This window comes from Paenibacillus vini, from assembly GCF_018403325.1.
In the GTDB taxonomy this organism is placed as follows: Bacteria; Bacillota; Bacilli; order Paenibacillales; family Paenibacillaceae; genus Fontibacillus; species Fontibacillus vini.
Genome location: NZ_BOSL01000018.1, coordinates 1 through 15,215, shown reverse-complemented (window position 1 = coordinate 15,215; position 15,215 = coordinate 1). Strand labels below are relative to the sequence as shown.

11 protein-coding genes and 1 other annotated feature are annotated in these 15,215 nt (G+C 51.5%); of the genes, 10 read left to right on the top strand and 1 reads right to left on the bottom strand.

The features are described from left to right. From KJS57_RS21765 to leuS, 4 genes are all read left to right on the top strand, one after another. A partial coding sequence (locus KJS57_RS21765; RefSeq protein WP_213656341.1) for an S-layer homology domain-containing protein occupies window positions 1–2,153 on the top strand: 2,153 nt, incomplete at its 5' end. A gap of 317 nt (window positions 2,154–2,470) precedes the next feature. Further along, window positions 2,471–3,454 carry a hypothetical protein gene (locus tag KJS57_RS21760; protein WP_213656340.1) on the top strand — a complete coding sequence of 328 codons (984 nt, stop codon included), beginning with the start codon at window positions 2,471–2,473 and terminating at the stop codon, window positions 3,452–3,454. A 12-nt stretch (window positions 3,455–3,466) separates the two neighbouring features. Beyond that, window positions 3,467–3,730, top strand: coding sequence for a helix-turn-helix domain-containing protein (locus tag KJS57_RS21755; protein WP_211019898.1), 264 nt, complete (start codon window positions 3,467–3,469; stop codon window positions 3,728–3,730). Between the two features lie 82 nt (window positions 3,731–3,812). After that, window positions 3,813–4,029: a binding site (T-box leader), on the top strand. Window positions 4,030–4,108: 79 nt separating this feature from the next. Then, on the top strand, window positions 4,109–6,550 hold the full coding sequence (leuS, locus tag KJS57_RS21750) for a leucine--tRNA ligase (protein WP_211019897.1): 2,442 nt from the start codon (window positions 4,109–4,111) through the stop codon (window positions 6,548–6,550). On the opposite strand, the gene comER is transcribed toward leuS, so the two are convergent. Next, window positions 6,547–7,404 (bottom strand): late competence protein ComER, encoded by an 858-nt coding sequence (gene comER, locus KJS57_RS21745; RefSeq protein ID WP_213656339.1) that lies wholly within the window; start codon window positions 7,402–7,404, stop codon window positions 6,547–6,549. The genes leuS and comER overlap by 4 nt on opposite strands. Window positions 7,405–7,523: 119 nt before the next feature. On the opposite strand from comER, the gene KJS57_RS21740 reads away from it, so the two are divergent. From KJS57_RS21740 to holA, 6 genes are all read left to right on the top strand, one after another. After that, a complete protein-coding gene (locus KJS57_RS21740) occupies window positions 7,524–8,117 on the top strand; it encodes a ComEA family DNA-binding protein (protein ID WP_244861663.1) in 594 nt (197 codons plus the stop codon). An 18-nt stretch (window positions 8,118–8,135) separates the two neighbouring features. Beyond that, window positions 8,136–8,654, top strand: coding sequence for a deoxycytidylate deaminase (locus KJS57_RS21735; protein WP_211019894.1), 519 nt, complete (start codon window positions 8,136–8,138; stop codon window positions 8,652–8,654). 126 nt (window positions 8,655–8,780) lie between these two features. Continuing rightward, complete coding sequence (locus KJS57_RS21730) at window positions 8,781–11,510, top strand: ComEC/Rec2 family competence protein (RefSeq protein ID WP_213656337.1); 2,730 nt, start codon at window positions 8,781–8,783, stop codon at window positions 11,508–11,510. A 241-nt stretch (window positions 11,511–11,751) separates the two neighbouring features. Continuing rightward, window positions 11,752–12,300 (top strand): RNA polymerase sigma factor, encoded by a 549-nt coding sequence (locus KJS57_RS21725; protein ID WP_211019892.1) that lies wholly within the window; start codon window positions 11,752–11,754, stop codon window positions 12,298–12,300. Continuing rightward, window positions 12,297–13,514, top strand: a complete 1,218-nt coding sequence (locus KJS57_RS21720; RefSeq protein ID WP_213656336.1) for an anti-sigma factor family protein — start codon at window positions 12,297–12,299, stop codon at window positions 13,512–13,514. Before KJS57_RS21725 ends, KJS57_RS21720 begins: the two co-directional genes overlap by 4 nt. A gap of 364 nt (window positions 13,515–13,878) precedes the next feature. Beyond that, window positions 13,879–14,898, top strand: a complete 1,020-nt coding sequence (holA, locus tag KJS57_RS21715) for a DNA polymerase III subunit delta (protein WP_213656381.1) — start codon at window positions 13,879–13,881, stop codon at window positions 14,896–14,898. Window positions 14,899–15,215: the final 317 nt, after the last annotated feature.

Genomic DNA, 15,215 nt, shown 5'->3' with positions numbered 1-15,215 from the left:
TTTCACTCGATAAAACACCTCCAACCGTAACGGGGGTAACAGACGGAAGCAATTACAATACGGATCAAACAATCACGTTTACAGAGGGGAATGCTCTGTTAAACGACCAGCCGTATACTTCGGGCACTATGATAAGTGCAGAAGGCAGCTACACGCTTGTCGTGAGTGATGCCGCCGGCAATGCGACGACGGTTAGCTTTACCATCGACAAAACGAAGCCAGTGGTTTCGGGCGTAGAAGACGGGAAGTTGTATAACACGGATAAAACGGTGACGTTTGACGAGGGAAAAGCGACGTTGAACGATGCCTCGTTCGTATCAGGGGATACCGTGAGTCATGATGGAGATTATACACTCATTGTTACCGATAAGGCGGGCAACGTAACAACGATTCACTTCGCCATCGATCAGACGGCCCCGGTCGTGACCGGGATTACAAATGGAAAAAGTTATAATACGGATCAAACCATAACGTATATCGAGGGTACGGCTACCTTAAACGATGAGCCTTATAGCTCAGGGACGACTGTCAGCGAGGAAGGCAGCTACACGCTTGTTGTAACAGATGCAGCAGGGAATGAGACGAAGGTATCCTTTACAATCGATAAAACAAAGCCTGTGATTTCCGGTATATCGGACCAAGGCGAATACAAAACAGCTGTTACTGTGACGTTTAATGAAGGAATTGCGACGTTGAACGATAATCCTTTCACTTCGGGTTCTACGATTTCGAACGGAGGTAAATACACGCTTGTAGTAACCGATGAAGCGGGGAACCAAACCTCTGTTGGTTTTACAATTACAATAGCAACCACCAACCCGGGCGGCGGCACAGGCAGTAACGGAAACATTGGCGGTAATGGGAGCATAGGAAATACCAGTAATTCTGGCAGCGTTAAGGATCAATCAAGCAGTAAAATAGTGGTGATCGTAAACGGTCAAGTTCAGGAACAAATTGCCGAAGCCCATGTGGAGATGAGAAGTGGTAAAAACGTAACCGTAGTTTCGATTAATGAGAAGAAGTTTGAAGACAAACTTCAAAAGGAGCCGTTGGGGGCGACAGTCGTGATTCCGATTCATAACACGGATAATGGAGTCACCGAATTAAACGGCCGCATAATAAAAGCGATGGAGATCAAAGCGGTTACACTGCAAATTCAACTCAATCAAGCGACCTACACGATTCCGGCCAAAGAGATTAATATCGACAAGATTTCAGAAGCCTTGGGTACGGGTGTTGCCCTTGAAGACATCGAACTTCGTGTTACAGTTACGCTGGCTTCTGATGCTGACGTTCAGCTTCTTGCGAGCGGATTGGGTGAAGCGACACGAATAGCCCCGGCTGTGCATTTTTCTATTACGGCTGCTTATAATGGTAAAGAGATTGAAGTCGATCAGTTTAATAGTTTTGTAGAAAGATTGATTACGATCCCGGATAGCGTTGATCCGAAGAAAATCACGACAGGCGTTGTACTTACGAAAGACGGTAAAGTAGCACACATTCCGACAAAAGTGGAGACGAGAGCCGGAAAGTCGGTCGCTATCATCAACAGCTTGACGAACAGTGTTTATTCCGTAATTTATAACGAAAAAACTTTTGCCGACATTACCCATCACTGGGCAAAAGCAAGCATTGAGGACATGTCTGCGCGGATGATTTTTGAGGGTGTTAATGATAAGCAGTTTATGCCTGATCAAGGTATCACACGTGCAGAATTTACAGCTATTCTTGTCCGAGCTTTAGGATTGCATCTTATCGACAAATCTGTTTCATTCCGTGATGTAAATAAAAGCAACTGGTTTTATGAGTCTGTATCTGTCGGTTCGAGTTATGATTTAGTTGAAGGATTTGAAAATGGCGAGTTTCTCCCTAATCAAAAAATTACTAGAGAAGAGGCTACGGTGCTCTTATTCCGTGCAATGAATCTGGCTCGTATGGATACAAACATTACGGAGAGCGAGAGTGCCGGGATATTGGGGGCTTTTAAAGATGGCAGCCAATTTCATGAATGGTCCAAGACTGCTGCAGCCCTCAATGCGAAATTCCACATATTAACCGGCTTTAACGGCATGGCCCTTCCGAAACAGCAGATTACCCGAGCTGAGACGGCTGTCATGATCCAACGTTTGCTCCAGCAAGCCGGTTTAATTTAGGGCGAAGCAGCATTGAAAGCTTGTTATGAATGTTAAAGATTTTCAATAATCGCAAGGATGTAATGCAAAGGTTGCCCTGGCTTCGGGGCAGCCTTTTTAAATGACATGGGAAATACAGCTAGTTGTATGGCGACTGCTCGCATCCATTGACATTTTGGAGGAAATCACGTATATAGTAAGTAATAAGTAATAAGTGATAAGTAGTAAGTAAAAGTTACAAAAAGCATGATGATATATGGTGTAGGTAACGGGCAAATAAGCTTAACCAGGTATGAAACGTCTATTCTTAAGGATCGGGGAGATGGCGGATAGCGGATTTGAAATTGGCTGAGAGCTTTGCGATGGTTGCGTTGAATGCCCAGCGAAGTCTTGAGTTGACGATGGCGAAAAAAGTGGCGCTCCGTTGTATGGCTGCAGCGGTTATCTTGGAGCTTCATCTGGAAGGCGGGCTGCAAAATCAAGTGGCTCAAATGCGTTTGAAGCAGGATACAACAGGCGGATCGCCGGAAGGAACCTATCGGAGAACGGTATTGGTGCCGCTCGCAGGAGGTAAGCGAGATTTGAATCAGGAGCTACCTTGGTGGCTGCACAAAGTGTCCCGCTTGTCCGCCGGCAAGCTGGTCCGGTTTGAACGAAGCATGGCTGCTTCGCTGGAGAAACGGGGACTGCTGGAGGAGATCCCGCATCTGCTCGGCTGTGATTTGTATTTTCATTCCGCCGGTGTATCTATCAATGAATACCGCAGCCATGTGGAGGAATACGCAAGGATCACGGAGTTTTTGCGTGCGGACGTCCTCGAGGATGGAACCATGACGGATCAGTCGGTCTGTATGCTATGGTTGCTGCGGGAGAGCGGCTGTATGCATGATTTGTTTTCGCGAAATGAACTGGATCAGGTCACTCGTAAAATGGTCAGCCTGATGCAAAGCCGGCCTCTGGCCAAGACTCTGTATCCTCTCCGGATCCGCCGTGGCTTCGAAATCGCCGTTAAGCAGCTCCTGCAATTCAAGAAGCGGGCCGTATCGACACAGGCAGGCAGCGGAGTAAACTTCCTGTTCCCGATTCTCGAGCGCTCGCAGGCGATATTCATTGATACGGAGGCGATGCTCCCCGGTCCTGAAGCAAGGCTGAGGGATGTACTGACACGGCTTGAGTCCAAAGGACACCGGGTCAAAGTATTGAGCAGAGGCCAGGTTCCGAACCTCAAAATTGATAATCTGGTCTACGAAGCGATTCCGCACGCAGTTTACGGAAGAGTGCCCATCCATGGGGTACGCCTGCTTCCGAAACACCTGGCATAAAGGAGCACGCTCATGTCCAGACAACGTTCCATGGAAGCGATTCTGGCTTCCGAATACGTATCGATCGGCGAACTGACGCGGCTGACCGGAGCAAGGTACAGCACGCTGAAATTTTACACGGAAGAAGGCATGCTGCCGTTTGAACAGGCGGAGGAAAACCTGACGCGAAGATATCCCAGAGAGAGTACGGTAGAGCTTATTCTCCGGATCAAGCAGATGAAGGCGGACGGTTTATCGATTCCGCAAATCAAGGACGCGCTAAAAGTGAAGCGTTAATTGATTCGCTGCGGCATTTCTTGACTCCCCATTGACTCAGCCGGTTCATTTTTATATAATGGTTGGTGATTCAATTGGATATTTGTAAACTTTGAAGAGGATTATTAGTTTGAATTTCACCATCCAGAGAGCCGGTGCTTTGGTGCAAGCCGGTTGGAGAGATCAAATGAACTCGCCTCGGAGTTACGATGCAAAACATCGTCGTTGTACCCGCGTTAAGGGTGTAAAGGGAGCGGAGGACAAAGCATGTTCGACGCTAACTAGGGTGGTACCACGGGAAACTTCCTCTCGTCCCTAGCGATGATACGCTATGGATCGGGAGGTTTTTTTATATTCAGGTGAAATAAATGAACAAGATTTCTAGGGAGGACTCAAACCATGGCTGACAAAAACGTGCATCATGACGTTTACCAAGCCCAGAGCATTGAGCCGAAATGGCAAGCATTCTGGGACAACAATCAAACCTTCAAAACCCGGGAGGATGCGGGAAAACCTAAGTTTTACGCGCTCGATATGTTTCCTTACCCTTCGGGTGCAGGCCTTCATGTAGGTCATCCTGAAGGTTATACGGCAACGGATATCGTATCCCGTTTCAAACGGATGCGCGGCTTCAATGTACTCCATCCGATGGGCTGGGACGCTTTCGGTTTGCCGGCGGAGCAGCATGCTCTGGATACAGGCGAGCATCCGCGTGACATTACGGTCAAGAACATTAACAATTTCCGGCGCCAAATCAAATCGCTCGGCTTCTCGTATGACTGGGACCGGGAGATCAGCACGACGGATCCGGATTACTATAAATGGACCCAATGGATTTTTATCCAGCTTTATAAAAAAGGCCTCGCTTATGTTGCGGAAGTACCGGTGAACTGGTGCCCTGCGCTCGGTACGGTGCTGGCGAACGAAGAAGTTATCGACGGCAAGAGCGAACGCGGCGGCCATCCGGTAATTCGCAAGCCGATGCGCCAATGGGTGCTGAAAATTACGGAATACGCAGAGCGCTTGCTGGAAGATCTGGAGGAGCTCGACTGGTCCGAAAGCATCAAGGATATGCAGCGCAACTGGATTGGCAAGTCCGAAGGGGCGGAGGTTGTATTCGCCATTGACGGCCATGAAGAATCGCTGACCGTATTTACGACCCGTCCGGATACGCTGTTCGGCGCCAGCTATGCGGTGCTCGCTCCCGAGCATGAGCTTGTGGTACAGATTACTACGTCGGCTCAAAGCGAAGCCATTAAGGCTTATCAAGACCAGGCTGCACGCAAGAGTGATTTGGAACGTACGGATCTGGCCAAAGAAAAGACCGGCGTATTCACGGGTGCCTATGCGGTGAATCCGGTAAATGGCGCGAAACTGCCGATCTGGATTGCGGATTATGTGCTGGCCGGTTACGGTACAGGCGCAATTATGGCCGTACCGGGCCATGATGAGCGGGACTATGAGTTCGCGAAGCAATTCGATCTTCCGATCATTGAAGTGGTTGAAGGCGGCGATCTAGCCAAGGAAGCTTATGCCGGAGACGGACCACACGTCAATTCCGACTTCCTTAACGGACTTCGCAACGAAGAAGCGATCAAGAAAATGATCGCCTGGTTGGAGGAGAGCGGCAAGGGGAAAGGCAAAGTGACTTACCGTCTGCGCGACTGGCTGTTTAGCCGCCAGCGTTATTGGGGCGAACCGATTCCTATTCTGCATCTGGAAGACGGCACGATGAAGCCGGTGCCTGAGGATCAGCTTCCTTTGCTTCTGCCCGATGTGGACGCGATCAAGCCGTCCGGTACGGGTGAGTCGCCGCTGGCGAACGTGACCGAATGGGTCAACACGACCGATCCGGAAACCGGACTGCCGGCCCGCCGCGAAACGAACACGATGCCGCAATGGGCGGGAAGCTGCTGGTACTACTTGCGGTATATCGATCCGCATAACGATAAAGAGCTGTGCTCCAAAGAGAAGCAGCAGGAATGGCTGCCGGTCGATCTCTATATCGGCGGTGCCGAGCATGCGGTACTTCACTTGCTTTACGCCCGCTTCTGGCATAAGGTGCTGTACGACCTGGGCGTAGTTTCGACGAAAGAACCGTTCCACAAGCTGGTCAACCAGGGAATGATTCTCGGAACGAATAACGAGAAGATGAGTAAATCCCGCGGCAATGTCATCAATCCGGATGAAATCGTCAACGAATTCGGCGCGGACACCTTGCGGATGTACGAAATGTTCATGGGACCGCTGGAAGCTACGAAGCCTTGGAATGCAAACGGCGTAGAAGGAACGCATCGTTTCTTGTCCCGGATCTGGCGCTTGTTCGTGGCCGAAGACGGCAGTTTGAGCAGTAAGATCGTGGACGGAGACGGAAGCGAGGAGTTCAAGCGGACATGGCACAAAACCATCAAAAAGGTAACTGAGGATTTTGAAGCATTGCGCTTCAATACCGCGATCAGCCAACTGATGATCTTCATTAACGAAGCTTACAAAGCCGACGCCGTTCCAAAAGCGGCTGCCGAGAACTTCGTTCAAATGTTGTCACCTCTAGCACCGCACTTGGCGGAAGAGCTGTGGGAACGGCTTGGCCATCAGGAAACCGTGTCGTATGAGCCTTGGCCTGCTTTTGACGAAGCATGGACGGTGGACGCGGAAGTTGAAATCGTCGTCCAGGTCAACGGCAAAATCGTCGACCGGGCGAAGATTTCCAAGGACCTGGATCAGGCAGCCATGCAAGAGCATAGCTTGAGCCTTCCGAACGTGAAGCAGGCGGTAGAAGGGAAGACGATCCGCAAAGTGATCGCCGTCCCTGGAAAACTGGTGAATATCGTCGTAGGTTAATCAGGTTCCACGGCGTCAGCGTCCGGGACCGGCTGCAGTCCGAAGAGATGGTTCAGCTTGCCAAGGTCCTCGTCGTATTTCCGGTGTGTCGTTTCAATCAGACCGGTAAAGACGTGCTCGAGGCCGTTTTGCAGCACGGCAATGCCTTCGGCGGTTACTCCGCCGGGCACGGCTACGCGGCGCTGCAGCTGTTCCGGCGTGAAGCCTCCTTCGGTCAGCAGCTTACCGGTGCCGTGAAGCATTTCGGCCCCGAGCCGAAGCGCTTCGGCTCGACCTATTCCGGTCTGCCGCGAAGCGGCTTCCGCCCACTGCTGCAGAAAAAAGGCGATAAACGCCGGGCCGCAGCTGGCGATATCCGATGCGATGCGAGTCTCCGTCTCCCGGATGGAGACCGGGATGCTGATGGAGGACATAAGCTGCTCCAGCAGGAGGCGGTCCTCCGGCAATATTCGGCTCCCGTAAATGCATAACGAGGCTCCGGAAAGAGCCGAGTGGGTGATGCTGGGGATGATTTTTGCGATTTTGGACGAAAGTCGTTCCTCCAGCATGCCGATTTGCACAGGGCTTGTTATGGACACGACGATTTGCCGCTCATCGAGAACTCCGGAAAGCTCCTCAATGACGGCCGGATAATCAAGCGGTTTAACACAAAGAAATACGATTTGGCTCCCGTTCGCGGCTTCGGCATTGCTGCCTGTAACGCGAAGTCCGGGATGCCTGTTGGCCAGCGCGTCCGCCTTTTGTCGGGAGCGATTGCTGGCGCAAATGTAATTCGGGTGCAACGCACCGGAACGCAGGAAAGCTTCAATCAGCAAGCTTCCCATCGATCCTGTTCCGATGAAAGCAACTTTCATCCCGGTTCCCCCTTCCGTGCGTAACCTTGTTTTTGAACAACCTTTTATATATGTATGCATCTTGAATGGATCTTCATGACCTATCCGAATCAGATTCTTTTAAGATAGGGGCGTTCAGGTTGAAAAGAGAGCATATCATTTTATCGGTCGTCTCTGCAGTGGTCGGAGCGGGGTTAATGCTGCTGGCGCTTGGCGGAGCCAAGCCTTCCGGAATTGAGGGCTGGATTCCGGTAAACGAAAGCGTCGCCTCGGCGATGTCCCTAAAGGACGACGGCGCAGCAGCGGCAGGAGGATACGTTGAACCGGCAAAGCAGGCTGGCGGCGAGGACGAAAACACGGTTCAGCTATCCGGGAATGGAAGCGAAGGCGGACAAAAGGCGCAGAATAGCACAGATCAAACGGTACAGGGAATATCCCATGTACCCGAAGCTAACGCGCTACCCGGGGACAGCCCGGTGCCGGGAACAACCGGCGACTCTGCCGGAGCCCCGGCGGCAGCGGTCCAGCAGCAGGACCAAAGCGGGCTGATTAGCATCAATACCGCCGGAACGATAGAGCTGCAGGAAATTCCCGGGATCGGGGAGAAGAAGGCACAAGCGATCGTTGACTACCGGAACGCGCACGGCCCGTTTAAGTCGGTGAATGAGCTGACGAAGGTGAAAGGGATCGGCGATAAAATGCTGGAAAAAATGAAGCCTCATATCGGGCTGTAAGTTAGGAGACATGCAGGGATGAAACCGGATCAACGCAAAGATTGGGATACGTATTTCATGGATATCGCCTATATGGTATCCACCCGTTCGAGGTGCAGCCGCCGGCATGTCGGCGCGGTGCTGGTTCAGGGCAAGAAATTGCTCGGGACGGCTTATAACGGCGCCCCTTCGGGAGTGCCCGATTGTTCCGAAGCCGGCTGTATGATCGCGGAAGAGTATGAGCTTGCCGTTGTAAACGGGCAGGAAACGATGATCAAAAAGCAGCGCTGCGTCCGCACCATCCATGCGGAGCAAAACCTGCTGCTGTTTACCGACCGCATCGACCGGGAAGGCTCCAGCGTGTACGTCACGGACGAGCCTTGCTGGACTTGCGCCAATATGCTGGCCAACAGCGGGATTACGGAGATCGTGTTCCATCGGCCCTATCCTAAGGATACGGGAAAAGTGACGGCGATGATGGATCAGAAGGGCATTGTATTCCGGCGTCTGGAATCCTATGATCCGCCGCAAGAAACGGTCATGGAAATCGAGAACTGAAGACAGTTTGGCGGTACAACTTTTCAGGATGAAGGAAGAACCTCATCTGCTATGGGCAGATGGGGTTCTTTTTGTTTTGCGAGAGTTCTTTAAGGCATTACCAATTAAGGAGTGGAGGGCTGTCCAATGGAACGCAGACCCTTGGTAGTCATAGCATGCTGCTGGATCGCCGGGAGCGGGCTGGCCTGTTTATACAGCGGCAAAACCTTCTGGCTGTTATGGGGCGGCATCACATTAATCGCTCCTTTGTTTGCCGTTTTGAGGAAGCTCACTTGGAGCCGTCTGTTGATCCTTTGGATCGCATTTTCGCTGGGGGCCGCTTATTGGGCCTATAATGATGGCAGGAATGTGAGCGGTATCGAACCAAAGCTGGAGCAAGTAAACAAAGCCTATCAGACAGGCAAAATAGCGGGTTGGGATTCGGCGAAATCAGCGGGCTCTGGCGGGACACTTGATTCTGCTGAACTTGCTGAGCTGGTTGTTAATGTAGAAGGTACCATCATTTCAACCGTAAGTATAGATGGCGACCGTGCGGATTTTACGCTCAAACTTAGCAGATATTCGTTAGGAGATGAGACTGCTGGCGCAGAGAGATCCAAGGGGGAACGGCGGATTAAATATGACAGCACGGAAAAGGTAGCCGTACAGGTCCGTTTGTCTTCCCAAGAAGAGGTTGCTGTAGCGGCCGCTTGGAAGCGCGGGGCGAAGCTGTCTATGTCTGGAACGCTGGAACGCCCGGGAACCGCCAGAAATTTCGGAGGTTTTGACTATCGGAATTATTTGCGGACCCAGCGAATTCACTGGATTCTAAAAACAAAAGGAGCTTCCGGCATCACAATTGAACCGCAAGCAGGCATTACTTACGCGACCCTGTTGGGTAAGGTCGACAGCTTGAGAGAGGGACTCGGGAACCGGGTCGGGATGCTCTTTCCGGGTTGGCAGGCAGGATACATGAAGGGCTTGATTATCGGGCTGGCGGATGAATTGGAACCGGAGAAATATGCCCAGTTCACCAATCTGGGACTGACTCATATTTTGGCGATTTCGGGAAGCCATGTTGCGATTAATGTGGGCCTGTTGTTCGGCTTGCTCCGCTTGTTCCGGGTGACGCGGGAGACCTCTCTGTTGGTCGTCCTTGGTTTTGTCCCCGTCTATGTACTGCTGACGGGCTTCTCGCCTTCGGTCATCCGCTCGGGACTTATGACGATGCTCGGTCTTTATCTCCTGCGGAAGGCGCTCCTGAAGGACGGACTTAACGTCCTGTCGGCTGCCGCCCTGCTTATGCTGCTGTGGGAGCCCTATTACTTGCTTAATGTCAGCTTTCAGCTCTCATTTGCCGTTACGGCGGGCTTGATCCTGTTCGTGCCGTTGTTATCGCCTTATTTTCGCTGGCTCCCTCAGCGGGTGCGGGGAGCGACAGCCATTACAGTGGCCGCCCAGCTCGTCTCGTTTCCCGTGACGATCTACTACTTTAATCAATTTTCCCTGCTGTCGCTGGCGGCAAATATGGTGATTGTCCCTCTCGTCAGCCTGGTCGCGCTTCCGCTTGGGACTGCCGCACTGCTTCTCAGCGGAATCTGGATTCCGTTGGGGCAAGTTATCGCCTTCCCGGTCCGCCTTATCAACTCCCTGAGCTTTCTTGGCACGGAGTGGCTGAATGACCGCAGCGGATTTATGACGTTTTGGAAGTCGCCTTCCCTCCTTTGGATCGGGGCCTTTTACATACTAATATATGTTCTGTTGCACCGGGGAGCGCGATCATATCCTCAGCTTCCGAATGACTCAGCCTCCCATCCCTCCTTCAGGGGAACTTCCTTAGCCTCTTTCGAGGATACGGTTCCTCTGCCTCCGCATCAGGGCGGAAAGATAGGAGCGTTCTTACCTGCGTCTTCTCATGCGAAAAGGCCCTGGAAGGAAATAGGGGTATCCGCTGCACTGCTGGCGGGGGTTGTGGCGCTGCTTGTTTTCGGGTATCGGCCGGAATATGCAAAAGGAGTCGGTCACGTTCAGTTCATCGATGTTGGGCAAGGTGACTGCGCCCTGATCACGACGCCGGGAGGCGCACATATTTTGGTCGATGGAGGAGGAACCGTATCGTTTCGTAAACCGGGAGATGCATGGCGTGATCGCAAGGAGCCTTTTGAAGTAGGAGCCAAGACGGTCGTCCCTCTGCTCAAAAAACGGGGAATCCACAGCCTGGATGCTATCGTGCTGACCCATGGCGATCAGGACCATATCGGCGGCCTGCAAGCGGTCGTGGAACAGTTCCCGGTGGAAGCGCTCATTTTTAACGGGAGCCTTGCTGAGTCCACTACCATGAAGAAGCTGATGGAGGCTGCTGACGACAGAAACATTCCAGTTTATGCGGCATATGATGGCATGAAACTTCGGTCAGATGCAATGACAACGATCGAGTTCTTGTCACCTTTGAATGAACCGGTTTTAACCGGTATCCCGTATGTGAAGGATCAGAATCATCGGTCCCTTGTGTTCCTGCTCGAAATGGAAGGGGTCTCCTTTATGTTTACAGGAGATATGGATGTTTCGGCGGAACTCAACGTTCTGGACAATAAGGTTTCGGGAAGCAAAGGACGGTCGGCTCCCCATGCCGATGTTTTAAAAGTGGCGCATCACGGAAGCAAGACCTCAACGTCCGCGGAGTGGCTTGACTGGCTGAGGCCGAAGGTATCTGTCATTTCCGTAGGGCAGTATAATAGCTACGGGCATCCCAACCCGGGGGTGCTGGAGCGTCTTACGGAATCGGGAAGCGCCATATACCGCACGGATCAGATGGGCGAAATTCAAATGAGAGTTACTGACGGAATGATCTTTATTAGAACCAAACTAAGCCGATAAACCGGAGGTTTTTTTCATTGTGAGAAAGACGAATCTTCCATTTGCCTATAGGATGATGTCCAATCTATGGATGACGCGGATGACGCGTCCTCTTTTTTTTGGTATTCTTAGGTGAGATTGAAGACAGAGGTACTAGAACTTCAGACTTTTTTCCTATATTTTACTCAAAATAATAGTAACAACATTGCAACATATCGATGGACGATCACGTCTGTAAGGTTGCAAGGAAGGGGGAGCCTTTGTGGTGGAGCAAGGACTCATCAGAGCTGCTCAAACGGGCGATCGCGACGCTCTAATCACCCTATTGCGAGAAATTGAGACTCACGTGTACAGGACAGCTTATTACATTTTGAACAATGAGCAGGATGCGATGGATGCTGCCCAGGAAGCGTTGATTCGGATTTATACCAAAATCGATTCTTATGAAGAAAAGGCCCAATTTAAAACATGGGTGCAGCGGATTGTCACCAACATCTGTATCGACAAATTCCGGAGAAACAAACCTACGGTTTCGATTGAAGAACATGAACTGGTTTTCCAGGGAAAAGAGAGCGTCGAAAGGGAGGTTATGTCCGGTTATTTGGCACAGGACATCCGCGAAGCGATCGACCAGTTGCCTGAGCATCATCGCATGGTCGTCGTTCTGAGGTATTTGCAAGATTTTTCTTACAGCGAAATTGCTGACAGCCTGAATTTGCCGCTGAATACGGTGAAATCATATCTATTCAGGGCCAGGCAGCAGCTTCAACACTTACTCCAAGATTATCAGAAAGGTGGTGTATCAGGATGAAATGCCCGGAGGCGGTGGAATGGATGCATCGGTATATCGACCACGATCTGAACGAGGAAGAAAGTTCAGTTCTGTTTGAACATATGCGAAATTGTCCCGATTGCTCGGAAAAGTTTGCCCTGCTGAACGAAATTTCGGCAAAACTCGAAGAGCTTCCGAAAGTGACGCCTCGCTTTAGTCTGGTAGATTCGATTCTTCCTCAATTGGATGAGATCGATCGGGCTCGGCAGGAAGGCAGTGCGGCTGAAGATGTTCCAGGTACGATGGTAGCCGCCAAGACTACGTCCGAAATGAGCCGCAGCTCTCGCCCGGGACGGGCGCCTCGGCGCAGCAGGGCTTACCTTACAGGTGCTTTTGGATTAGCTGCGGCCATGATTCTAGGCGTGTTCATTTATCAATACGAGCCTCGCACGGTTCCGAATGCGGAAATAGCACCGCAGGTTGCTTACGACACAAGCTCATCTGCGGTTGAAGATTCTTCTTCGGCCGATAATGCGGCGCCGGAAACGGAAAAAAGCGCGAAACTTTTCTCCGACCAAGCGGATAGCGGTGCTGCCGGTTCCAGTCCGCAAGAAGACCCTAATACGCCCGAAGCCAGTGAGGGTTTAAGGTCGTCGTCCGATAACGCCGGCGGCAATTCCGACAGGGAGACGCAGCAAACGACCGCTCCGAACGAGGCTGGGAATGCGGCTGACTCCAGTAAGGGCAATCCCCCGGCGAGCGGTGGGGGAGATAAGACTCCGGCCTCGACGAAAGCTGACGGGCCGAGCACCGCAACGCCGACGGAGAACACACCTGCATCTCAGCAGGATGGAGCACCGGTGACAGGCGATGAAAAAGCCAGCTTAAAAGCAATTCCCGAGAAGACGCCTGTCGAGGAATTTGCGGATACCGGCCTGATGGGGATTGCCAATTTTATAGAGTCGAATCAATGGTCTTCACCGGACGGATTGTATACGGCTGAATTGAGCGACCAACATGTAATGGTGTACCGGAATGACTCCGGGGAGCGTAAGCTTCTGGTGAAGCAACTTGTGGAGGGTAACTGGGTAAAAGGAGAATGGTCCGAAGACGGCAAAACATTCACCTATGAGACAGAAAAGGACGGGGTTTCGGCGGCGCATGTTGTGCATCCGGAACAAACGGAAGGCGACACAAGTACTGGCACCGGTAACGGTAATGGCACTGGCAATTCAACGGCGAATCAGCCATGATGGACCGGAAACCAAACGGTTCTGCCTATTTTAACCGAAATTAAGAATAGGCTGCAGGTACTGTCACCTTTTCGGGAGATATGGAATAGGTTATATAGATAAATAGAGACAGGATTGACCCTGATCGTCGTATGACCGCCGGCGGGAAAGTTTCTAGAGCTTTTCAGCCCGCGTTTATATAGATGCTCCGGGACAGAGGGACCTTTCGCCGCGCGCAGAGGTCCCTTTGTTGCCGTTTACGGGTCCTTTGCTTGATATTCCAAGTACTGTACCTTGGACTATTTGGATGATTCACAGTATCATGATATTAGAGAGATTGTTCAAGAACACGCTTGAAATCGTTGAAGAGGAAGGGAGATGCCGCATGGACGTGAAAACGGCGGTAAAGCAAATCAAACAAGGGCAGGTCTCCCCATTATATTTATGTTATGGTACGGAGAAATACCAGATTCAGGAGTTTGTCGGCATGCTGCAAGACCAGGTGGTGGACCGGAATCAACGGGATTTTGCCATGGCGTCGTTTGATCTGGCCGAGACCCCAGTGGAAGCTGTCGTCGAGGAAGCCGAGACGCTTCCTTTTCTGGTGGAGCGCAAGCTGATCGTCGTCCGGGACTCCGCGGTGTTTACCGCCGGGAAAGAGGGCGGGAAAATAGAACATAAGGTGGAAGCCTTGCTGGCTTACATAGATAATCCGGCCGAGCATAGCGTCATCGTGTTTGTCGTAAACGGTGAGAAGCTGGACGAGCGTAAGAAAATAGTTAAGGCTATGAAGGCAGCAGGCACGGTGCTGTCTTTCATGCCGCTTGGCGGCAGCGAACTGACGCAGTGGGTCGTGCGCGAAGTAGAGAAGCGCGGCCGCCGGATCGGCCGGGAAGCGGCTGAGGCCTTGGTTGCGGCCTGCGGGGTGCAGATGGCCGCATTGGCCGTCGAGGTGGACAAGCTCTGCCTGTATGCCGGCGAGGGCGGCATGATCGATATCGCGGTCATTAACCAATTGGTGGCTCGTACTACAGAGCAAAATGTGTTCGCGATGGTGGAGCATATTGCTGCGCTCAAACTGGAGCAGGCCTTGGATATTTTTTATGAGCTGCTCAAACAACGCGAGGAGCCGATCAAAATTGCGGCGCTAATCGCAAGGCAGTTCCGAATCATGCTGCAGGTTAAAGACTTGGCACGTCAAAGCTATTCCCAGCAGCAAATTGCCTCCCAATTGGGATTGCATCCGTACGCGGTTAAGATTGCCGGGGAACAGGCCCGGAAATTCGAACAGGCAAAGCTGAAGCGTATTCTTTCCGATCTCGCCCAACTGGACTACCAGATGAAGAGCGGCGGCATCGACAAAGTGTTAGGACTGGAGATATTCCTGCTGAAGCTGGGGGCATAGGACCGGACCGGTCAGAGGACCAGCAGGACTGGGCTGATGAGGACCAAAACTGTTTAAAGCGATTGAAGCTGCGATTTAACTGGAAAACCTACAGTTATTTCGTGGCTTTTTACTATTTCAGTGCAATTAACTGGAAAACCTACAGCTAATTTCACCGAAATAGCCTCCAAAGTGCAAAACATGTTCAATTACGGCCGGGCCCCCGAATATTGGACACTTTAGGATCAAACCCTGGTTACACGCAGTTATACGGCAATTTTAAATGCAGTTACTTCGTTTTTCTCTAACTTTTCTATAAATTGAGCAGGGGAGTAGCC

What these genes read in the sequence shown, in the direction of transcription:
- KJS57_RS21755 (WP_211019898.1), top strand. Translation starts at nt 3,467, where the DNA reads ATGTCCAGACAACGTTCCATGGAAGCGATTCTGGCTTCCGAATACGTA.
- leuS (WP_211019897.1), top strand. Translation starts at nt 4,109, where the DNA reads ATGGCTGACAAAAACGTGCATCATGACGTTTACCAAGCCCAGAGCATT.
- comER (WP_213656339.1), bottom strand. Translation starts at nt 7,404, where the DNA reads ATGAAAGTTGCTTTCATCGGAACAGGATCGATGGGAAGCTTGCTGATT.
- KJS57_RS21735 (WP_211019894.1), top strand. Translation starts at nt 8,136, where the DNA reads ATGAAACCGGATCAACGCAAAGATTGGGATACGTATTTCATGGATATC.
- KJS57_RS21730 (WP_213656337.1), top strand. Translation starts at nt 8,781, where the DNA reads ATGGAACGCAGACCCTTGGTAGTCATAGCATGCTGCTGGATCGCCGGG.
- KJS57_RS21720 (WP_213656336.1), top strand. Translation starts at nt 12,297, where the DNA reads ATGAAATGCCCGGAGGCGGTGGAATGGATGCATCGGTATATCGACCAC.
- holA (WP_213656381.1), top strand. Translation starts at nt 13,879, where the DNA reads ATGGACGTGAAAACGGCGGTAAAGCAAATCAAACAAGGGCAGGTCTCC.